We start from the raw sequence: 20,576 nt of genomic DNA, 5'->3' as shown, positions 1-20,576 counted from the left end.
CGGCACCCTGGTAGGTGCCGCCTCTTTTTATATGCAGTAAGGTGGGTTATTGAGGATCAACGGCGTCAACGCTGTCTTCCAATTCTTCGGCGCGTTCCTCAGCAGCCGGGTTGTCTGCGTCATCAGCGGCGTCTTCCATTTGTTCGGCTTTGTCTTCGGCTCTGTTTTCATTGGCAGAGTCACAGGCGGTGAAGCCAACCATACCGGCGGCTAACGCGAAAGTTAAAAATGTCTTTTTCATAGTTTTATTTTGTAGGTGTAAGTAGCAAAGGTATAATAATCAGCAGAAAGGCAAGACCTTATTTAGGGTCTACTTTGTCAATGCTGTCTTTGGCTTGCCTGGCTTGTTCTGCCAGCGCCGTGTCACCGGCCATTTCGGCGTGCAGTTCAACTTTCTCTGCCTGGTCTTCCATGTTGTTTTCTTTCTTGGAGTCACAGGAGGCCATGCTGCCCAATCCGGCCAAGACGGCTAACAGACACAATGATTTTTTCATAGTTTTATTTTGTCTGGTTATCTCTTGAAAGCGTTTTAGAATTCTTACACCCTTGTGTTTTATACGGATGCCAAAACGCAGTCATGGGCATTTGTACGGAGGTATTCTATAAAAGATATATTTTTAGCGACAGATATTCAGAGAATGCTATGAATGTCTTTGTAAAAAACAAAAAAGGCCCACCCAAACTGCCTTATACAGCTTGGGTGGGCCATTAAATGAAAGACAATCAATTATTTCTGTACTTCAACAGAGTCACCCGCGGTGGTGAGGGTGTCAAGCGGGGCAGCGGTGGTCTCGGCTATGTCTGTGGCATCAGATGCTTCCTCTAGGGTGGCCGTGCTTTCCATTTTCTTTGGTTCACAGGCGGAAAACCCCATTATCCCTACTACTGCCAACAGAACAACTACTCTTCTCATGTCAATCAAACTAAATGGGTAAGACAGAAACCATGTTTCTCCAGGAGCATTTTTATTTTTTTCTGAAGACTAAGTTAACAGGAACCCCTTCAAAACCAAAATGTTCGCGCAGCCTGTTTTCCAGAAAGCGGGTGTAAGATTCTTTGATATACTGCGGCAAATTACAGAAAAACGCGAACGTGGGCGTGTGCGTGGGCAACTGCGTCACGTATTTGATCTTCACGAATTTGCCTTTGATGCTGGGTGGCGGATAGCGCTCAATCTCCTTCAGCATGGCGTCATTCAGCTTGCTGGTAGGTATTTTCATGCTCCGGTTCTCATGCACCTGAATGGCGGTCTCAATGGCTTTGTGCACGCGCTGCTTGTTCAGCACAGACACAAACACAATGGGCGGGTAGGCGATAGGCGCGATCTTTTCATAAATGGCCCGCTCCATGTCACGCATGGTGTTGGTTTCCTTTTCAATCAGATCCCACTTGTTCACTATAATAAGCAAGCCCTTCCGGTTTTTGTCTGCCAGGCCAATAATGTTCATGTCTTGGGCCTCAATTCCGCGCGTGGCGTCTAGCATCACAATCACAATATCACTTTCCTCCAACGCCCGCACAGACCTGAGCACCGAGTAGAACTCAATGTCTTCATGCACCTTGCTTTTCTTTCTGAGCCCAGCCGTGTCTACAATAATGAATTCCTTGCCAAACGCGTTGTAGTGCGAATGGATGGAGTCACGCGTGGTACCGGCTACATCTGTCACAATGTTGCGCTCTTCGCCCAACAACAGATTCACGAAGGACGACTTGCCCACATTAGGTCTGCCCACTACGGCAATGCGCGGAATACCGGCCTCGGGGTTTTCAATGCCTTCCTCCGGGAAATGTTTGACCACGGCATCCAGCAATTCACCGGTGCCTGAGCCGTTCTGGCTGGAAACCGGGAAAATCTCAGCGTCAAAACCCAGTGCGTAAAACTCACCGGCCAAATGCCCGCGGGCGTGCGTATCTGCTTTGTTGGCTACTATGTAAATGGGTTTGTCTGAGCGGCGCAAGACATCGGCAAATTCCTGGTCTAAGCCAGTGAGGCCCGCGTCTACGTCTACCATGAACAGAATCACATCGGCTTCTTTAATGGCCAATTCTACCTGCTTTCTAATTTCTCCCTCAAAAATATCATCTGAGCCGCGCACATAGCCGCCGGTGTCAATAACCGTAAAATATTTGCCAACCCAGTTGCCGTGGCCGTAGTGGCGGTCACGGGTTACGCCGCTCTCATTGTCCATGATGGCTTTGCGGGTTCCTACTAAGCGGTTGAAAAGGGTTGATTTGCCCACGTTGGGGCGTCCTACAATGGCGATGGTATTTTGTGCCATAAACTTGAAATGTGCGTCTTGAGGCTCCTTTTAAGGAATCACTCCCAACACGCGGGTTAAACCTGCGGTATCGCCTTCGTGGCGCCGCTAGGGAATTTTGATGATATCACGTTGTGAGTATCACGTAGTGAGTAGCAAGTATCAGGTAGCAAGACTTTCCGAAAAATCTTGATACGTGATACCTGCTACTTGCTACTCTTATAAGCTATTATATCCAAACCGGTCCAGCAAACGCTTATCAGCGCGCCAGTTTTCGTTCACGCGTACGTAGAGGTCCAGGAACACTTTTTTGCCGAAGAACTCTTCCATGTCCAGACGGGCCTGGGTGCCTACTTTTTTAAGGGCCGCGCCTTTGTCCCCAATCACAATGCCTTTCTGGCTTTTGCGTTCCACAGAGATTTCGGCGCGCATTCTAATGATGGTGTCGTCTTCCTTGAATTCTTCCAGCACTACCTCGCAGCTGTACGGAATCTCCTTTTTGTAATTCAAGAAGATTTTCTCGCGTATCATCTCGGCGGCAAAGAAACGCTCAGGCTTGTCGGTTAGTTCATCTTTGGGGTAATAGGCGGGGTGCTCGGGCAGCAAATCCAGAATCTTCTGGAAAACGCCGTTGGTGCCCTGGCTGTGCAGCGCCGAGATGGCTAAGTATTCATGGGCCGGAAGCTGTTCTTTCCAGTATTCTACTTTGGCAACTACTTCTTCCTGGGTGGCCTGGTCAATCTTGTTAATCAAAAGCAGAATTGGCGCTTTGGCTTTGCGCAACCGCTCCACCACTTCGCTCTCGTCGTGCTTTTCGTAGATATCGGTCACGAACAGAATCACATCCGCATCCTCTAAAGAGGCGTGCACGAAGCGCATCATGGATTCATGCAGCTCGTACTGGGGCTGAATGATGCCGGGCGTATCTGAATAGACAATCTGGAAATCGTCACTGTTCAAAATACCCATGATGCGGTGGCGCGTGGTCTGGGCCTTAGACGTAATGATAGAAAGTTTCTCCCCCACCATCACGTTCATCAGGGTAGACTTGCCCACGTTGGGCTTGCCAATGATGCTTACAAACCCCGCTTTGTGCGGCTTCTCTGTTGCGTTATTCTCCATCTCTCAAAACAATTTGCAAAGGTACGGTTTTAAAACGAGTTCTGTGTCTGGAGTTGTTGATTGTTAATTGTTTATTGGTTGAAAGACGAAAAAATTGCCAGGTTCATTTGAAGTCATGCTGATTGGCAACAACCCCAAACAGAACAAACTCGGCGGAAGCCATAGCTCCAATCAACCATATTTCCGTTTTCGGGCTCATTTCTGGAAACGGAGCCAAAAACAAACTTCTCACAAGTTGGTTCTGGGCATGACGAATATCATAAAAGAGGGAGCTGGCTGAAATGGCCTATTTCCGTATCTTTGCATTTCAATTAGAGCGCATGAAGAACGAAGCTTTATCTGGTAAAACCGGTGTCTTATTAGTGAACCTGGGCACGCCAGACTCGCCTAATACCCCAGACGTGCGCAAGTACCTGCGGGAGTTTCTGCTAGACAAACGCGTGCTGGACATTTCGGCGCCTGCCCGCTACGCGCTGGTGAACGGCGTCATAGCCCCGTTCAGGGCCCCAAAATCCGCGAAGATTTACAAAGAGCTCTGGACCGAGCGCGGCTCACCATTACTGTTCCATGGCTTGGATTTGCAGAAGCTGGTGCAGGAAAAACTGGGCAAGAGTTACCACGTGGCCTTTGGCATGCGCTACCAGAGTCCCAGCATTGAGAACGCCCTCAAAGAACTGCAAGACAAAGTGGTGGACCGCATTATTGTGTTACCGTTGTTTCCGCAGTACGCCTCGGCCAGCACGGGCTCAGTACAGGAGAAAGTGATGGAACTGGTGAGCAAGTGGGAAATCATTCCGGATATCAAGTTCATCAGTACGTTCTGTAACCACCCGGGCTTTATCAACACCTTCGCCGAGATTGCGCGGGAGCACATGGCCAAACGCGACTATGACCACGTGCTGTTCAGTTACCACGGCCTGCCCGAGCGCCAGATTCTGAAAGGCAGTACCAAGGGTTACTGCCAACTGGGCGTCTGCTGCAACACGTACCATTCTAGAAACCGGTACTGTTACCGCGCGCAGTGTTTTGAGACTTCGCGGCAGCTGGCCAAAGCGTTGAATATTCTCGAGGATAAATACACCGTCTCGTTCCAGTCAAGGTTGGGCAAAGACCCGTGGCTCAAGCCGTACTCAGATTTCGTGTTGAAGGACTTGGCGGCAGCCGGCGTGAAAAGCGTGCTGGCCTTCAGCCCCGCGTTTGTGGCCGATTGCCTGGAAACCACCATTGAAGTGGGCCAAGAGTTTAAGGAAGAGTTTGAGGCCGCCGGCGGCGAACACTGGCAACTGGTGGAAAGCTGCAACACGCACCCAACCTGGGTCAACGCCGTGGTAGACATGATTCATGATGCTTGATTGTACGTAGCAAGTATCACGTAGCACGACATCTTACAAACAGAAAAGCCACTGAAATTTCGGTGGCTTTTCTGTTTTTTGAGGTTCTGTTTTCGGGCTCATTTCCGGAAATGAAGCCTAAAACGGAAATGCTTAAATTCTCTTGAAGTCTACAAAATCTTGCGAGGTAGCAGCGGCTTTTTGCAGCACCAGTTGCAGCAATTCATTGGGTTGGTCGGATATAAGTAAACCGCTCTTTTGGTTTGCTTTGATGAATCCTTCTTCCACGGCTTGGTCTATCATCTGCAGAAACGGATTGAAGTAGCCGTTCACGTTCAAAAAAGCGGCTGGTTTCTGAATGATGCCCAACTGGTTCCAAGTAATAATCTCGCAGATCTCGTCAAACGTCCCGAAACCGCCGGGCATGGCAATAAACGCATCTGACTCCGCGGCCATAATGGCTTTGCGCTCGTGCATGGTCTGTACCACATGTAGTTTGGTGAGGCCGGTGTGCGCCACCTCCATGTCCACCAGGCTCTTCGGAATCACCCCAATGGCCTCGCCGCCGCCGGCCAAGACCGCATCTGCTATCACGCCCATCAAGCCCACTTTTCCGCCGCCATACACTAATCTTATTTTCTGCTCTGCGAAGAGCGTTCCCAAGCTTCGCGCCGCTTCTTGGTAAACCGGGTTCTGGCCGCTGTTGGCCCCGCAGAAAATGGCAATGCTTTTCATATGCGTTTTGGTTGAAGTTATAAAGCCAAAGGTAGGAAAGTGCCACTAATTGATTTCTGTTTTGGGGCTCATTTATGGAAACGAAGGCAAAAACGGGAATTCGTTCATTACCCAACAAAGACTAAAAACTGGCGCTTGATTAAATTATCTATAAATTGGGTAATGAACTATCTTCGGGCGGAGAGCGGAAGAAATTTTTACAACCCTTTTCAAGAAGTATGTTTAGGGCAACGGAGACAACAAGATGCAACATCCTTTTTTTCAGACCATAGACAGCCTCCGGCGGAAGGAGGAACTGATGTTGTTTACCAAAACAATGGAGATTGGTGCAGAGGAAGAGGTGTTGGTAGCAGAGTTGCTGGCTTTTGAGTATGAAAAGGAAAGCTTGAATTTCCCATTCAGCGCACCTGCCTTTACTGCAGACGCTGCCCTTTGGGGCGCCAGAACCGTGTATTTTGCATCGCAGTTGCTTTTGTACCGTGAGCAGCCAGGCACAGAGATTCCGCTCCTTTTGCCAGAATACAATAAGCCACCTACTGCCGCCGCTATGTTCTCTGCAGACCTTTGTCTTAGGTTCCTGCCACCTCTGCTCCAGCAAGCGTTTGCCATTAACCCAGAAGATGCCTTAGTGTCTGTGCTAGAGAATCATCTGCAACAGTGGCATTATTCTGCTATTGGTTATGACCTGCCCTTGGAGAAACTGAATTTTGAGGAGGTGCTAAAAAACCAATGCCTTTTGCAATTGTATGCAGACAGGATAATAGACCGGAAAGCCTTGAAATTAGCAGAACAGGCACCTGTCAAAGAACAAATAAAAGCCAGCTTAGGCCATTACGCTTCTACTTTCTGGAGCGCTTTATCTTAGAATCCATGACCCAAATTGACACATTAAACAGCGTACTTTCTTACATCAAAAATTCTTTCATTGGCAAAGACGAAATCATTGATCTGCTGGGTATCAGCCTGATTGCCAAAGAAAATATTTTCCTGCTGGGCCCGCCCGGAACGGCTAAGAGTGCCATTGTCCGTCAGCTTTCTACCTGTCTTGAAGGCGGAAAAAATTTTGAATACCTTCTCACCAGATTCACAGAGCCCAATGAAATTTTCGGGCCATTTGATATTAGGCAACTAAAGGAAGGAGAATTGGTGACCAATACAGAAGGCATGTTGCCAGAGGCTTCCTTGGTTTTTCTGGACGAGATTTTCAACGCCAACAGCGCTATCCTGAACAGTTTGCTCACAGCCTTGAACGAGAAGATATTCAGGCGCGGAAAGGAAACCAAAAAGCTGCCTGCCCTTATGTTTGTAGGCGCCAGCAATGTGCTTCCAGAAGATGAAGCTTTGAACGCGCTGCTTGACCGCTTTTTAATTCGGGTGAATTGTGACTATGTAGACCCAGACTTACTGCACGAGGTACTTTTAGCTGGATGGAAACTGGAGAACAACGCTGCTGGTGAACACCCAACCATTACGCCTGACCAGATCATAGACTTACAGAAACAGGCGAGGCTGGTAGATTTAACGCCTATCAGAAAACACTACGTAGACCTGATCCACAGCTTGCGGAACACCGGCATTAAAGTGTCTGACCGAAGAGCTGTAAAGCTCCAAAATCTGATTGCCGCCAGTGCGCTGGTCTGTAAACGCACTGCAGCCAATGTCTCTGATCTCTGGGTGCTGAAATACATTTGGGACACAGAGGAACAAATTGAGATTTTGGCCGGCATCATCAATAACCTGATAGAAAAAACAACAGTAGAGGCAGCCCATCCGCAGGCACTTTACAACAAGCTACCTAACCCAGAGGAAGTACTAAAAGAAGTAACGTACCTCACCCAGAAATGGCAGACAGAAGACCTTTCTTTTGAGGAGCAGAACATAATCAAAGACAAACTCCGGTATGTGCAAACCCGCTGTGAGTGGATTAATAACCCAGAACAGAAAAAGTATATCCAGCAGGAAATAGAAAATCTATGGCAGAAGATTCTACAGACCGTCTAACTTTTCTACTGGAGATAGCGCAGGAGCACGCACCATATCTTACCTCCATCCGGCATTGGCACAATCTGAAAATAGCGCGTGAAAAAGAAACCTACTGGATTAAGGACTTTACCCAAAGCCAAATTGATTCCATAGAAGTTAAAAGTATTCCGTTCAAGCAACTATACACGCTGCAAAACAATTTGCTGTTCCCAGATGGCAGTAAGTTGCCGGTCAAGCGTATGGCCACTTCGCTGCTGTGGACACCCTTGGAACGCGGCTTGCCAGTTACCTTGCCTGTTTACAACCACAACTTCTTTGGCCTGCAAGAGAAGCTACCGGTAAAGCTGGCACCATCAGAACTGGAGCAGCCTTGTTTTGGGCTTCTCACCTCTACAGAGAGCTTAAGCGCCTATGCCCAAACTGCCCCAGCCATCAGACTACAAAACTTAGATTGGGTTATTCTGAACCAAGTGAATGCCTTGGTTCTAGGCACACCTACAGTTCCCATTTCTGGAGCTACGTTTTGGAAGAGAAACAGTCATTTACTACCAACGGGCTATGATTTTGAGTTATCTATTCTAGCCGATGTCATTCAGGAGAGCATAAATCCAGAAGAAGAGCACTGGGTGCTTTGGAGCGAAGACGGTACATACAGCTTCATTGAAAAAAGCCAGTTACAACCTTTATCTATCAGTTCTGTGCGGTTGTCACTGAATGTGAAACCTATGCCTTCTTAGCTCATGGAGTTTCACGAATACTTGCAGTCTTACAAAAGCTACTTTTGGCGTTGGGAAGATCATACTGAAGTGCTGGCTATCCCTAACGGCAGCACTATTGTCTACCGTGACTTTGTGCTCCAGGCGTTAGAGCATCTTTCTGAGCAGGGGCTTCCACCATTTGGTGCTCTTTTGTTGGCTACTATCGCTACCAACCATTCTATGGGAGAGGATTTAAAGCAAGTAGAAGAGGCAATGACAAGCGCCATTCATGACGCCATACATTCTTCTCCCCAGAACCATGTTGATTATGTGCCTTTAAAAGATGCTTTAGTTTTTTTAAAAATCCTGGCGCAATTACCTCCTGCCTATACCCAAGGCAATAAACGACTTCAGTTATTCCAGGTGCTGTTTGAGAATTGTCATAATCTGGTCTCCAATGTGAAGGCCAAAAAGCTGGCAGGGAGTATAAAGCACACATTGGCGCACCACAAAGGCAGCTTTATTGATGTGCTGGAAAGACAGGAAACCTTTATTATTGGCACTTATAAGAAAGACTTCAGGTGCATTGGCCTTCTGATAAAAAAATTCCCAGACACTGAGTCAATCATTGCCAGCATGGCGGCGGTGGTACCCTTACCAGAGGTAGAGATAGAGCTGCCTGAGCAAGCTGCCACTGGGAAAAGTTCAGAGGAATTCTTAGATGAGCTTACCAGCAATAGTAAAACATTTCAGATAGGTTCTTTGGTCAAGCATATCTGGTCTGGGCTGAACATACAGTTGCACAATCTGCTGCCCAGCGAGCAGCCTTTGGGCGGTGTTTCTGACTTGGCCAACAAAGGGAATTTTGACAAACTCTTAATTTCTGAGTTTGCCAATGATGATTTGGTCTTCCTGTCTAGGCTCGCAAATAATGAAGCCCTCTACCTGCACCGTGAAACGCCGCCTACTACAGATAAATTAGAGCGGGTACTCCTTTTGGATGTTTCGCTGAAAAGCTGGGGCACGCCTAAGCTTTTGGCATTCTCTGCACTGATAGCCATTGCCAAACACCCTAAAACTGATATTGCCTGCACAGCGTTCGCGGTGAGTGACACGTACCAGCGTCTGCATTTTGACACGGTAGATGAAGTCATAGAAAGCGTAAACAAAGTAGAAGGCGTACTCAATCCTGCCAAAGGCCTTGCCCAGTTTTTTCAAGAATACAACTCTGGTAAGAAGACTGAGGTTCTTTTTATCTCTTCGCCAGACACGTTAAAGCACCCCGAAGTGCAGAAGGTGATAAGTGATTTCCAAAGCGGCTTTAAATATTGGATTACCACCAGTCAGGAGGGTACACTAGAATTCTACAAAAACCAGCACAACAGCAAAAAGCTGGTTCACAAAATGCACCTTCCGCTGGAAGAGCTCTGGAAACGCCCCGTAGTTGCCTCTACACAGCCTGTAATAAATGAAGGGCACCATGCTGCTGTTCCTCTTCTATTTCCCTACACGGCCAACTATAAAAAATTCCTGAGCTCCGGCGATGACTACTTTCTGGTTACCCCTGAGAAAAAGCTTCTGTATTTTTATGGGTTGAACTCAACCCCTGCCCAAAAAGGCTTGGAGCTTTGGCTGGAAAATTTGCCTTCTGGGGTGTCTTCTTATGAAATAGGCCCAGACGAAAATGGGGACTACATCTTCCTTTGCTTCAAGAACAATACCCGCGAAATCACTTTGCACAATCTAACTACCAATGAAAAGGAGGTTCTATATTTTAATGACTGGCAATCTTCTACCTTTCCAGAATTCTTCTTTTATCAAGGCGCCTTCTATTATGTAACTATATCCCACTACTGGAAAATTGAGCAGTTCCCAAAGTGGCAACTTGTAAAACATACCAATTCTGGAATGGAGTTAAACCAAGCCTACACAGACAGGCAGGAACAATTGAAAAAAGCGGTTAATGCATTTCAGCCTATTTCGCTTTCAGTACTCAAAAATCTCTCTGAGGTTTATATCAACCAAAACCGGAATCTGGTATTCAATAAACATGCCTTACAACTGAATGACCACGGCATTATTCAACTGAAAACCACGGCAGAATCTAATAGGGAAGCTATTATAGAAGCCCAACCCACTACAACTGACAATGAATTCGTCTTTCCTAATGGGTGTACCGTCACGCTGAACCGGTCTGGAGTGTTTATTTTGACATCTTCTGAATCAGAAGAAGAGGAATTGTATGACGTTATTCTACAAACCGCTGGATCCAATAAAGAAAATTTAGTAAGAGCTATTCAGGCAAGAACAAATCTTAGGCAGAGGTATGCGAAAGACATTGTAGAATTCGCCCCAAGGATAATTAAATCAAAAATAAGCAAGACAGAGGCAGATGTATTGAGCATGGACATAGGCGAGTTTGGCGGGGTTGCCGAAGTTGTTGTTGCCCAGAAAGGCAATGTGGCCTACATTCCCTCTGTGATTGATGGGGCTTTGGGAGTAGCCACTCAACATTATTTTGCCGGCAGCAGCTATTATAATCCTGACCGGACAAGCGAACTACAGCTCATTAATTCTAAAACCTTCTATGAAACCTATATCAAAGGTTTTATCTCACAGGTAGTTGACCATGGAAATTAGAATCACACCAGCACCCCGAAATCTATATCCTTTAGGCGGCGTCTTGATAAAGAGTCCCTCTGTTAGGGAGTGGGTGCAACAAATTCAGTACATGGGGGTAGCCTTGAGTCAAGTAGAGGTCTACCCTGTGCCCAATATAACCCCTAACAGCCTCTGGGGTTGTCTGCTCCTTTTCAAGGGGGGCGTTCTTCCTACTGCCATCGGCAAAAGCACCTATTGTCAAGTTCTGAGAGAGCATATTTACCTGCCAGAGAATTCTGTGATTCAACCAACGTTATCTAATGAGGAGCTGCAAAATCTGTTTCCCCGCAACCTGCACCTTTTTCACCCTGAAGTGGGTTTGACGGAGTTAGAGGAACAGGTGAACTGGCATGGCCTTCTAAAGATTACCCAGCAGAAAAGCCTACACGTTACCAAGCCAGCAAAGGGCGTTAAAATCCCTGGTCAAATCAAGAGCGCCCAAATCTTTGAGCTTCCGCCAGAAGAAGTCATTAAGAAATTGGAGGAGGGCTTTTTTCCAAAGAAAGAGCCGTTGAAAGACAAGCCGCTTACTTTACTGGAGAAAGCCAAGCTGGGCGCTTTGAGCCTTATTTTCAAAAAGGAGCCTAAAAACAGCAACCTAGCTTCCATTCAACCAGCTACACCTGCCAGTTGGTTTGAAAAATTAGCTAAATTTCTCAAAGGTGAGAAAACAGAAATTGTAGATAAACTACAAGTAGATTTTGATGAGCTTACCAGGCGCAACCAAAGCGAAATTGACAAACTGCTGGACCTGTTCAAGAAGAATCCAGAGGAGGCAATCAAATATTCTATTCCCTTAGATATGGATGGCGCTAGCAGGGGCGGTGACCTAGGCTTGTTTACCTTCTCAAAACTTTGGGGAGATTTCTCCCTGTTTAGTAACAGGAATTTCAATATGTCTGTTGGTGGTGCTTCTATTTTGCCCAACGAGCACTTTCAGCGGCTTCAAGCTCAATATACCCAAGCGGCCAAAGACTTTGTAACTAACAACCAATTTCATAAAGCTGCCTTTGTGTACATGAAGCTTCTGAAAAACGATTTCATGGCTGCGCAGACGCTGGAGAACGGAAAACTTTATTCAGAGGCCGCCGCCGTTTACCTAAAAATTAAAGCCAAGGCCAATGCCGCTGAATGCTATGAAAAAGGGGGCATGGTGTCTCAGTCTATTGAGTTGTATAAAGAGCTGAACAATCATGAAAAAGTTGGTGACCTGTACCTTAGAATCAATAACACCGCAGAAGCCCACAGGTATTATGAAAAAGTAATATCTACCCACAAAGGAGTTGGCAAATATGTAAAAGCAGCGCTAATTTATCGGAACAAGATAAGGGATACCGCTCAGGCACAAGCCCTGTTGCTAGAGGGGTGGCGAATTGAAAAAGACGCCTTCAATTGTCTGAACAACTATTTTGCCACGTTTGAAGATTCTATGCTTTTATTGACCGAAGTAGAAGCCATCTATGCCAAAGAAACCACGTCTAAAAATAGGGTAAGTTTTTTACAGTTGTTAAAACATGAATACCAGAAGCACCCAACTGTTGCAGAGAGCATCAAAGATATTGCCTACGAGATTGTAGCTCAACAATTGCCTCAGAACCCAAACGTAGCTTCTGAACTCAGCTCATTTAACAAGAAAGACAAGAACCTGACGAAGGACATTATGGCTTATAAGCTACATCGGAAATCTTTGCGATAAGCTATTCCTGTTTTCGGGCTTGTTTTCAGAATTGAGGCCAAAAACAGGAACGGGAACCGCATATGCAGCTCCCGTTCCAAAATCTTAAGAGACATTTCCACATCTCCATATTTCCAAATCTTCAAATCACCTAGTAAGCTCTCGCGAAGTACACGCGGCGCGATGACGGTTTGCCGGTAACCATGTCCACACCTTCTTCCTCCGGAGAATCCAACCCAATGCAGCGGATGGTGGCTTTGGTTTCTTCTTTGATGCGCTCTTCGGTTTCTGGGGTGCCGTCCCAGTGGGCCAAGATGAAGCCAGGTTTTTCGTCTAGCAGGCGCTTGAACTCGTCATAAGAATCTACTTTGGTGGTGTTGGCTTCTCTGAAGTTAAAGGCGCGTTGGTAGATGTTGGTTTGAATCTCGTCTAGCAACGCAGGCACCAGATTCACTAAGTCATCAAATTGCTGTGACGATTTTTCTTTGGTGTCGCGGCGGGCCACTTCGGCGGTGCCGTTCTCCAGGTCACGACCACCAATAGCGATGCGCACGGGCACACCTTTCAGTTCCCATTCGGCGAATTTAAAGCCAGGGCGCTCGGTGTCGCGGTCATCAAATTTCACGGAAATGCCTTTGGCTTCCAGTTGTTTTTTTAGGCCTAGGACTTTCTCTGAGATTTGGGCCAGTTGCTCTTCTCCTTTGTAGATGGGCACAATCACCACTTGAATAGGCGCCAACTTTGGAGGCAGCACCAGACCTTCATCATCAGAATGGGCCATGACCAAAGCGCCCATCAACCGCGTGCTCACACCCCAAGACGTTCCCCACACATGCTCCAGCCCGCCTTCTTTGGTCGCGAATTTCACATCAAATGCTTTGGCAAAGTTCTGGCCTAAGAAGTGAGAAGTTCCAGCCTGCAGGGCTTTCCCGTCTTGCATTAAGCCTTCAATGCAATAAGTATCTAAGGCTCCCGCGAAGCGCTCGTTAGGTGTCTTCTTTCCTCTTATGACCGGCAAGGCCAGGAAATTCTCAGCGAAGTCGGCGTACACGTGCAACATGCGTTCGGTTTCTTCTACGGCTTCTTTGGCGGTGGCGTGGGCGGTGTGACCTTCCTGCCAGAGAAACTCGGCGGTGCGCAGGAACAGACGCGTGCGCATTTCCCAGCGTACCACGTTGGCCCATTGGTTAATCAATAACGGCAAATCGCGGTAGCTTTGGATCCAGCCTTTGTAGGTGCTCCAGATAATAGCTTCTGAGGTAGGCCGAACAATTAGCTCTTCTTCCAGTTTAGCATTGGGGTCCACGCGCAGTTTTCCGGGTTTGTCGGGATCGTTTTGCAGGCGGTAGTGGGTAACCACGGCGCACTCTTTGGCGAAACCCTCGGCGTTCTGTTCTTCGGCCTCAAACAAACTTTTGGGCACAAATAGGGGAAAGTAGGCGTTGGAGTGTCCTGTAGCTTTAAACATATCATCTAATATGCGCTGCATTTTCTCCCAGATGGCGTACCCGTACGGTTTAATGACCATGCACCCGCGCACGGCGGAGTTCTCGGCCAGGCCGGCACGCTTCACCAACTCATTGTACCAGAGGGAATAATCTTCACTGCGTTTAGGCAACCCTTTGCTCATTTTTAGTATCTTTGATAAAGACAGAATATAGTAAAATCACAATAAATCGGCACGGAATTTGCTTCATTTTTCTTTAAACGCTCCTATACCTTTTCGGCTCAAAAATACGTTAATATATCAGAATAGAAACGTTGGCAGACCGGATACTCGTGTTTCTTGGCTTGTGAATTGATTAAGCATCCTTTTACCAACACTTTACTTACATGAACTACTCTAATATAAAGCTTGCCCTATTGCCTTTGCTGGGCTTGCTGGTTAGTGGGTGCAGCGGTACCTCCAACCTGCAGACCAGCGAGACAGATGATGTGTATTTTTCCTCCAGAGACAAGGTGACCTACGTGGAACCGGTATACCCCACTGAGACCACGGAGCAAAGCCAGGTGGCCAGAAATGAATCTGGCGAGGTGACCGAGCGCGTGAGCGACCCCGAGACCTACAGCAACACCCGGCGCAACACCAATGACCAGCCGTACCAGTACTCCTATTATGATGCGCCCTTCGGGAACCCGTACTGGGCGTACCAATCAGCGTTTTACTCCCCCAGCCGCTACTACAGAGGCATAATGATTGACCCTTGGATGGACCCGTTCTATGACCCGTTCTGGGGACCGAGCATGGCCATTTATGACCCGTGGTGGGGACGCCCCGGTTTCTCTATTGGCATAGGCCTGGGCTATGGTCGTTACAACCCTTGGGGCTATGGCTACGGGTATGGTTACAATCCGTACCGCTACGGTGGTTATGGGTATGACTCCTATTATGACGGTTTCTACCGGGGCAGTGCAGTGGCTAGCCGCAACGTAAGCTATGGTCGCAGAACAGATAGAAGCTCTAACACAGATGTAGCCGGACGAAACATTTCTAGAGGGGGTCGTGGTACTGTTGGCAACCAGGGAACATCCAGAGCACAGGATGCCGTGGTACAACCGGGCCAAACCGGCCGCACCAGAAGAAACGGCACCATTTACCAGGGCGGCACACAGCCAGGTACGCAGACCAACCCACAACCAGCGCCGGGCAGACGCCGTGAGGTGATTATCCCTTCACAGCAAAACCGCTCCAACACGGGTGGTGGCCAGACGCCTCCTCCAGGCAGACGCCGCCGTGAGGAACCAACTCCTTCCGCCGGCCAGGTGAGTCCACGTCGTGAGTCTACGCCCACGCGTTCGTATGAACCGCCAACCCGTTCCTATGAGCCGCCAACCAGGTCTTCTGGTTCGTCAGGGGGCAGTAGCTCTGGAAGCAGTTCAGGCTCCGGCCGCAGAGGTAGAAATTAACCCTTTTCCTTTTACAACCATCAGATGAAAAAATATAGCTTTCTTTTGGCCTGCCTGGCGTTGCTAGGCAGTGCCGGGAAGGGTTTTGCCCAAACCGAGATTGACATTCTTCGGTATTCCCGCACAGATTTCGGTGGCACTGCCCGCACCATGGGCATTGGTGGCGCCAACGTAGGCCTTGGCGGCGACGCCGGCAACTTGTACTCCAACCCCGCAGGCCTGGGCTTGTTCCGGCGATCTGAGATCTCGGTTTCTGCTGGCATGAACTTCAATGAGGTCAATTCCACGGTAGAAGGCAGCGCCGGCATGAATAACCGTAACAACCTCAACATTCCGCACTTCTCAGCGGTGTTCTCCACCAGAAAGGCAGATGACGAGGAAGGTGATTGGCGGGCCAGCAACTTCGGGATTTCCTTCACGCGCCAGAACAATTTTAACCAACGGGTTTTCTACCGGGGCGTAGCGGGGCAGAACTCCATGCGCTTCGGGGAATATGCCGCACAGTTGGCCAATGCAGATGACCCCACCGGCGCGCATGACTTTACCTTGAATTCATTGCAGGAGCTGGCGTATGAAACCTATCTGTTGTCTGAAGATGACTTTGGGTATTTTTTGAGGGATGTGAGCTTGACTAACCCGTACCAGGAAACCATTGAGTCCAGCGGATCACAGAACCAGTGGGATTTCTCTTACGGGGCCAGTTTCAGAGACAAGCTGTTTCTGGGCGCCTCCATCGGGTTGTCATCGCTTAAGTTCAAGCAGACCCGCACCTACACAGAGACAGACCCTGCGGCTAACATTTCCAACGTAACGCTCTATGACAACCTCAGCACTGAGGGAACCGGGGTGAACATCAAAATTGGCGCGCTCTTCAAACCGGTAGACGCCCTCCGGATTGGGGTTTCAATGCAGACGCCTACCTGGTACACGCTCACAGACAATTTCAGAACGCAGCTTGACGTGAATTTCAACACAGCGCCAGAGCCCACGCTGAATCTTTTCCAGACGTTTTCCACTGATGACGGTGTGTATGAATACAACCTGACCACGCCGTTCAGGGCCAATGGAGGCGTGGCTGCTTTTATTGGTAAATATGGTTTTGTGACCGCCGATATGGAGTATGTAGACTACAGCGCAGGCAAACTTTCTGCCGGTGACTACAACTTCCAGGATGAAAACATGGCTGCCAAAAGCGTGTACTCCAGCGCTGTAAACTACAGATTAGGGGCTGAGGCGCGGTTAGACGTGTTCAGGCTGCGGGCCGGTTACGCCCTGTACGGTGACCCGTTCAAGAACAGCAGCGTGGACCAAGCCAAGACGTATTTGACCGGTGGCTTTGGCATACGGCAGACCAATTACTTTATTGATGCCGCCCTGGTCTACAGCAAGTTCAACAGCGTGTACTCTCCGTATGTGAACTCAGACTTCGCGGTGCAGGGCTCAGAGTATGAAGGCCTGACCACGCCAGAAGTAAACAGCAAGCATGAGAACACCAATTTTGTGGTAACCTTCGGGTGGAATTTCTAAACCTGTTTTTAGGCTCATTTCCAGAAATGAAGCCAAAAACGGAAACCAAAAAAGCGAAGGCCTCTTCTGTACACACAGGAGAGGCCTTCGCTTTTTTCAGGAATTCACTTGAATTTTTCAACTCGTAAACGCTTTCGTTGAGCGTTAGCGCAGGTAAACGCCTGACAAGTAAAATTCCGTTTTCGGGCTCATTTTCAGAAACGAGGCCAAAAACGGGAAAACAACAAAGCCCTCCCCTGAAAATTCAAGGAAGGGCTTTTGGTTTAAATTAAAAGGCTGAATTAAATATGAATGGCTCTATTCTCAGTAGCGGCCAAACAAGCTTCTTTCATGGCTTCGGTGTACGTTGGGTGCGCGTGGCTCATGCGCGCAATGTCCTCGGCGGAAGCCCGGAATTCCATAGCCACTACGGCTTCAGCAATCATATCCGCAGCGCGTGGCCCGATCATGTGTACGCCTAAGATTTCATCGGTCTTGGCATCTGCCAGTACTTTCACGAAACCGTCGGTGTCCATAGACGCTTTGGCGCGGCCAGATGCTTTGAACGGAAATGAACCGGTTTTGTAGGCAACGCCGTCAGCTTTCAGTTGCTCCTCAGTGAAGCCCACGCCCGCTACTTCTGGCCAGGTATAGACTACGCCCGGGATCAGGTTGTAGTTGATGTGCGGTTTCTGGCCTACAATCTGCTCGGCTACCAACACGCCTTCTTCTTCGGCTTTGTGGGCCAGCATGGCTCCGCGTACTACGTCCCCGATGGCGTAGATGCCGGGCACGTTGGTTTGCAGATGGTCATCTACGGCAATCATGCCGCGCTCGCCTAGCTGTACACCCGCGTTCTCCAAGCCCAGACCTTCAGTATACGGTTTCCGGCCCACCGACACCAGGCAGTAATCTCCGTCAAACGTCACGGTTTCGCCTTTGGGGTTTTCTGCGGTCACTTTCACCACATCTCCTTCTACCTGCGCCCCCGTCACTTTATGCCCGAAATAGAACTGGAAACCCAAGGTCTTTTTCAACACGCGCTGCAACTCTTTGCCCAAGGCACGGTCCATGGTCGGGATGATGGCATCTGTGTATTCCACCACCGTTACCTTAGACCCCAGACGCGCATAGACAGAACCCAGTTCCAGGCCAATCACACCGCCGCCAATCACAATCATGTGCTTAGGCACTTCTTTCAAGGTCAAAGCTTCAGTTGAGGTGATGATGCGGTTTTTGTCAACGGGCAGGAACGGCAAGTTCACCGGCTTAGAACCCGTAGCGATGATGACTTTGTCGGTTTCCAGCTGCTGCTCGGCCCCGTCTTGACCCGTGATTTTAATGGTGTTCTTGTCCACGAAGGAGCCCAGGCCGTTGTACACGTCCACCTTGTTCTTCTTCATCAAATAGGCAATGCCGTCATTGTTCGACTTGATCACACCACTTTTGCGGTTAATCATCTGCTCCAAATTCACCTGCAGGTTTTCCAGGTCAATGCCGTGCTCCTTAAAGGTGTGTGCAGCGTTGTGGTAATGCTCAGACGAATCTAGCAAGGCTTTAGACGGAATACAGCCTACGTTCAAGCACGTACCGCCTAATACTGAATATTTTTCAATGATGGCTGTTTTCAGACCCAACTGTGCGCAACGCACGGCGGCCACATAACCACCCGGACCTGAACCAATGACCGTTACATCGTATTTCATGTTCTTTCTTTTAAGAGGAAGGATTTCCTCGTTCTTCAAAAATTATGTTGGCAGTAGAAAAATTACTCTCCCACTGTTTTGGTCTTCTTTGCAAAATCAGCCCACATCCCCTCTATCATCCTGAAAGGACTTTGTGGGCAAGCTAGAAAAGCGCTTACTAGAAGCCACTACAGTACGCCACCTAGATCCTTCCAGGATAAAAAATGAATATAGATGGCTAGAAATTACTGCTTCGCTGCCAATTATAATAAAGGAGGAGCAAACCTAAGCCTACCCCTCCTTCACCACTTCAAAATACTAAACGCCTAACAGAAGTCTCATCGGGTCTTCCAACAACTCCTTCACTCGTACCAGGAAGCTAACCGACTCTCTACCGTCAATAATACGGTGATCATACGACAGCGCCAAATACATCATTGGTCTGATTTCTACTTGGTTGTTGATAGCCACCGGGCGGTTCACAATGTTGTGCATTCCCAAAATGGCAGACTGCGGTGCGTTGATGATAGGCGTTGACATCATAGAACCGAACACGCCACCGTTGGTGATGGTGAACGTACCGCCAGTCATTTCGTCAATGCCCAGTTTGTTTTCGCGGGCACGTTTAGCCAGGCGCACTACCTCTTTCTCAATGCCATCCAGGCTCAGGCCTTCAGCGTTGCGAATCACCGGCACTACCAGACCTTTCGGCGCAGACACGGCAATGGAGATATCGCAGAAGTCATTGAAGACCATTTCAGCACCGTCAATCTGAGCATTTACCGCAGGCCATTCTTTCAGGGCCACGGTACAAGCTTTGATGAAGAACGACATGAAACCTAAGCCTACTTCGTGCTTCTCTTTGAAAGTCTCTTTGTATTTGGCGCGTATGTCCATGATCGGTTTCATGTCCACCTCGTTGAAGGTGGTGAGCATGGCCGTTTCATTTTTCACAGACACCAATCTGCGCGCTACGGTTTTGCGCAGGCTGCTCATTTTCTCACGGCGTGAGTTTCTGGAACCCGCGGCGGCTGGCGCCGAAGATTGAGAAGCTGCAGCCGGTGCCGAAGAAGCCGCTGGTTGCGCTGCCGGAGCAGCTGGCTTGGCCTGGGCATTCTGGGCATCTTCTTTGGTGATGCGGCCGTCACGGCCTGAACCAGATACATCAGCAGCCGAAATACCTTTCTCAGACAAAATCTTACCTGCAGCTGGTGAAGGCGTACCGCTGGCATAAGTAGAAGCACCTCCAGCTGGAGCAGAAGCCGCCTGCGCCGCTGGGGCACTGGCTTGTGGCGCGGCAACCGGAGCAGAAGCCCCAGAACCGGCACCTACTTCAATGCGGCAGATAGTAGCACCAATTTCAACAGTGTCGCCTTCTTGAGCCACAATTCTTAAAACACCCGCTGCCTCGGCAGGAAGTTCAAACGTAGCTTTGTCCGATTCCAGTTCGCAGAGAACCTCATCCATAGAAACCTGGTCGCCGTCAGCCTTCAGCCATTTGGAAATAGTTACTTCGGTGATAGACTCGCCTACCGTCGGGATTTTCACGTCCAGGGTTTGACCAGAACCAGCGCTATCCCCGGTTGCAGGAGCAGTTGTAGCCTCGTTTTGGTTACCGCGATTAGGGGTAGCCTCAGCAGCCACGGTGCTTTGCGGGTCGGTCACGGTTTTGGTTTCGGTGATGCCTTCTTGGGTAGCAACTGTGGTTGGTGCTGGAGCAGACGCTTGGGCAGCACCGCCGCCTTCAATGGTACAGATTACCTCGCCGATGGCAATGGTATCGCCTTCCTGGGCTTTGATACGCAGAATACCGGCAGCCTCAGCGGGCAGTTCAAAGGTGGCTTTGTCTGATTCCAGTTCGCAGATCACCTCGTCCATGGCCACTTGGTCGCCGTCTTGTTTGAGCCATTTGGCAATAGTTACTTCCGTGATGGATTCCCCTACAACCGGCACTTTTACTTCTAATGACATAGTCTAATTAATTAGGAATTAAGAATTAGGAATTAGGAATTCCT

At 48.7% G+C, this 20,576-nt stretch carries 16 protein-coding genes and 1 pseudogene; 9 read left to right on the top strand and 8 right to left on the bottom strand.

The genetic code is table 11. The features are described 5' to 3' along the window. Positions 1-46 precede the first annotated feature (46 nt). The 4 genes from IMY23_RS15570 to era form a co-directional block, all read right to left on the bottom strand. Positions 47-241 carry a hypothetical protein gene (locus IMY23_RS15570; RefSeq protein WP_192822980.1) on the bottom strand — a complete coding sequence of 65 codons (195 nt, stop codon included), beginning with the start codon at positions 239-241 and terminating at the stop codon, positions 47-49. A 58-nt stretch (positions 242-299) separates the two neighbouring features. Further along, positions 300-494: a hypothetical protein gene (locus IMY23_RS15565; protein WP_192822979.1), complete on the bottom strand. Its 195-nt coding sequence runs from the start codon at positions 492-494 to the stop codon at positions 300-302. A 471-nt stretch (positions 495-965) separates the two neighbouring features. Continuing rightward, complete coding sequence (der, locus tag IMY23_RS15560) at positions 966-2,279, bottom strand: ribosome biogenesis GTPase Der (RefSeq protein WP_192822978.1); 1,314 nt, start codon at positions 2,277-2,279, stop codon at positions 966-968. Positions 2,280-2,477: 198 nt separating this feature from the next. After that, positions 2,478-3,380, bottom strand: coding sequence for a GTPase Era (gene era, locus IMY23_RS15555; protein WP_192822977.1), 903 nt, complete (start codon positions 3,378-3,380; stop codon positions 2,478-2,480). 320 nt (positions 3,381-3,700) lie between these two features. Here era and hemH point away from each other — a divergent pair, with 320 nt between their 5' ends. Continuing rightward, positions 3,701-4,732, top strand: coding sequence for a ferrochelatase (hemH, locus tag IMY23_RS15550; RefSeq protein WP_192822976.1), 1,032 nt, complete (start codon positions 3,701-3,703; stop codon positions 4,730-4,732). Between the two features lie 132 nt (positions 4,733-4,864). On the opposite strand, the gene IMY23_RS15545 is transcribed toward hemH, so the two are convergent. Further along, a complete protein-coding gene (locus IMY23_RS15545) occupies positions 4,865-5,446 on the bottom strand; it encodes a TIGR00730 family Rossman fold protein (protein ID WP_192822975.1) in 582 nt (193 codons plus the stop codon). Between the two features lie 244 nt (positions 5,447-5,690). Between IMY23_RS15545 and IMY23_RS15540 the strand changes: the two genes are divergently transcribed. The 6 genes and pseudogenes from IMY23_RS15540 to IMY23_RS15520 all read left to right on the top strand — a co-directional run bounded on the left by IMY23_RS15540 (position 5,691) and on the right by IMY23_RS15520 (position 12,484). Further along, complete coding sequence (locus IMY23_RS15540; RefSeq protein WP_192822974.1) at positions 5,691-6,311, top strand: hypothetical protein; 621 nt, start codon at positions 5,691-5,693, stop codon at positions 6,309-6,311. A gap of 5 nt (positions 6,312-6,316) precedes the next feature. Beyond that, positions 6,317-7,447 (top strand): AAA family ATPase, encoded by a 1,131-nt coding sequence (locus tag IMY23_RS15535; RefSeq protein ID WP_192822973.1) that lies wholly within the window; start codon positions 6,317-6,319, stop codon positions 7,445-7,447. Beyond that, the gene (locus IMY23_RS15530; protein WP_192822972.1) at positions 7,420-8,166 is read left to right on the top strand and encodes a hypothetical protein; all 747 of its coding nucleotides are present in this window, start codon (positions 7,420-7,422) and stop codon (positions 8,164-8,166) included. Before IMY23_RS15535 ends, IMY23_RS15530 begins: the two co-directional genes overlap by 28 nt. A gap of 3 nt (positions 8,167-8,169) precedes the next feature. Beyond that, on the top strand, positions 8,170-10,767 hold the full coding sequence (locus IMY23_RS15525) for a ribosomal protein L7/L12 (protein ID WP_192822971.1): 2,598 nt from the start codon (positions 8,170-8,172) through the stop codon (positions 10,765-10,767). Next, positions 10,757-11,212 (top strand): annotated as a pseudogene (locus IMY23_RS20360) (hypothetical protein); the annotation flags it as partial. The gene IMY23_RS15525 and the pseudogene IMY23_RS20360, both read left to right, overlap by 11 nt. Positions 11,213-11,347: 135 nt before the next feature. Then, entirely contained in the window at positions 11,348-12,484 is a 1,137-nt protein-coding gene (locus IMY23_RS15520; protein WP_192822970.1) for a lipopolysaccharide assembly protein LapB, read from the top strand. A gap of 130 nt (positions 12,485-12,614) precedes the next feature. On the opposite strand, the gene proS is transcribed toward IMY23_RS15520, so the two are convergent. Further along, positions 12,615-14,093 carry a proline--tRNA ligase gene (gene proS, locus IMY23_RS15515; protein WP_192822969.1) on the bottom strand — a complete coding sequence of 493 codons (1,479 nt, stop codon included), beginning with the start codon at positions 14,091-14,093 and terminating at the stop codon, positions 12,615-12,617. Positions 14,094-14,296: 203 nt separating this feature from the next. On the opposite strand from proS, the gene IMY23_RS20220 reads away from it, so the two are divergent. Continuing rightward, the gene (locus tag IMY23_RS20220; RefSeq protein WP_192822968.1) at positions 14,297-15,370 is read left to right on the top strand and encodes a hypothetical protein; all 1,074 of its coding nucleotides are present in this window, start codon (positions 14,297-14,299) and stop codon (positions 15,368-15,370) included. Between the two features lie 24 nt (positions 15,371-15,394). Then, complete coding sequence (locus IMY23_RS15505; RefSeq protein ID WP_192822967.1) at positions 15,395-16,897, top strand: OmpP1/FadL family transporter; 1,503 nt, start codon at positions 15,395-15,397, stop codon at positions 16,895-16,897. 281 nt (positions 16,898-17,178) lie between these two features. Here IMY23_RS15505 and lpdA read toward each other — a convergent pair whose 3' ends face one another. Further along, a complete protein-coding gene (gene lpdA, locus IMY23_RS15500) occupies positions 17,179-18,582 on the bottom strand; it encodes a dihydrolipoyl dehydrogenase (protein WP_192822966.1) in 1,404 nt (467 codons plus the stop codon). A 297-nt stretch (positions 18,583-18,879) separates the two neighbouring features. Continuing rightward, complete coding sequence (odhB, locus tag IMY23_RS15495) at positions 18,880-20,532, bottom strand: 2-oxoglutarate dehydrogenase complex dihydrolipoyllysine-residue succinyltransferase (RefSeq protein ID WP_192822965.1); 1,653 nt, start codon at positions 20,530-20,532, stop codon at positions 18,880-18,882. Positions 20,533-20,576 lie beyond the last annotated feature (44 nt).

This window comes from Rufibacter sp. LB8 (assembly GCF_014876185.1).
Lineage (GTDB): Bacteria > Bacteroidota > Bacteroidia > Cytophagales > Hymenobacteraceae > Nibribacter.
The sequence above is the reverse complement of the archived record's forward strand: the minus strand, read 5'-3'. Positions and strand labels throughout refer to the sequence as shown.

Coding starts and splice junctions, on each gene's coding strand:
- hemH (WP_192822976.1), top strand. CDS start 3,701: ATGAAGAACGAAGCTTTATCTGGTAAAACCGGTGTCTTATTAGTGAAC.
- proS (WP_192822969.1), bottom strand. CDS start 14,093: ATGAGCAAAGGGTTGCCTAAACGCAGTGAAGATTATTCCCTCTGGTAC.
- IMY23_RS15535 (WP_192822973.1), top strand. CDS start 6,317: ATGACCCAAATTGACACATTAAACAGCGTACTTTCTTACATCAAAAAT.
- der (WP_192822978.1), bottom strand. CDS start 2,279: ATGGCACAAAATACCATCGCCATTGTAGGACGCCCCAACGTGGGCAAA.
- IMY23_RS15540 (WP_192822974.1), top strand. CDS start 5,691: ATGCAACATCCTTTTTTTCAGACCATAGACAGCCTCCGGCGGAAGGAG.
- IMY23_RS20220 (WP_192822968.1), top strand. CDS start 14,297: ATGAACTACTCTAATATAAAGCTTGCCCTATTGCCTTTGCTGGGCTTG.
- era (WP_192822977.1), bottom strand. CDS start 3,380: ATGGAGAATAACGCAACAGAGAAGCCGCACAAAGCGGGGTTTGTAAGC.
- IMY23_RS15505 (WP_192822967.1), top strand. CDS start 15,395: ATGAAAAAATATAGCTTTCTTTTGGCCTGCCTGGCGTTGCTAGGCAGT.
- IMY23_RS15545 (WP_192822975.1), bottom strand. CDS start 5,446: ATGAAAAGCATTGCCATTTTCTGCGGGGCCAACAGCGGCCAGAACCCG.
- IMY23_RS15570 (WP_192822980.1), bottom strand. CDS start 241: ATGAAAAAGACATTTTTAACTTTCGCGTTAGCCGCCGGTATGGTTGGC.
- IMY23_RS15530 (WP_192822972.1), top strand. CDS start 7,420: ATGGCAGAAGATTCTACAGACCGTCTAACTTTTCTACTGGAGATAGCG.
- lpdA (WP_192822966.1), bottom strand. CDS start 18,582: ATGAAATACGATGTAACGGTCATTGGTTCAGGTCCGGGTGGTTATGTG.
- odhB (WP_192822965.1), bottom strand. CDS start 20,532: ATGTCATTAGAAGTAAAAGTGCCGGTTGTAGGGGAATCCATCACGGAA.
- IMY23_RS15565 (WP_192822979.1), bottom strand. CDS start 494: ATGAAAAAATCATTGTGTCTGTTAGCCGTCTTGGCCGGATTGGGCAGC.
- IMY23_RS15525 (WP_192822971.1), top strand. CDS start 8,170: ATGGAGTTTCACGAATACTTGCAGTCTTACAAAAGCTACTTTTGGCGT.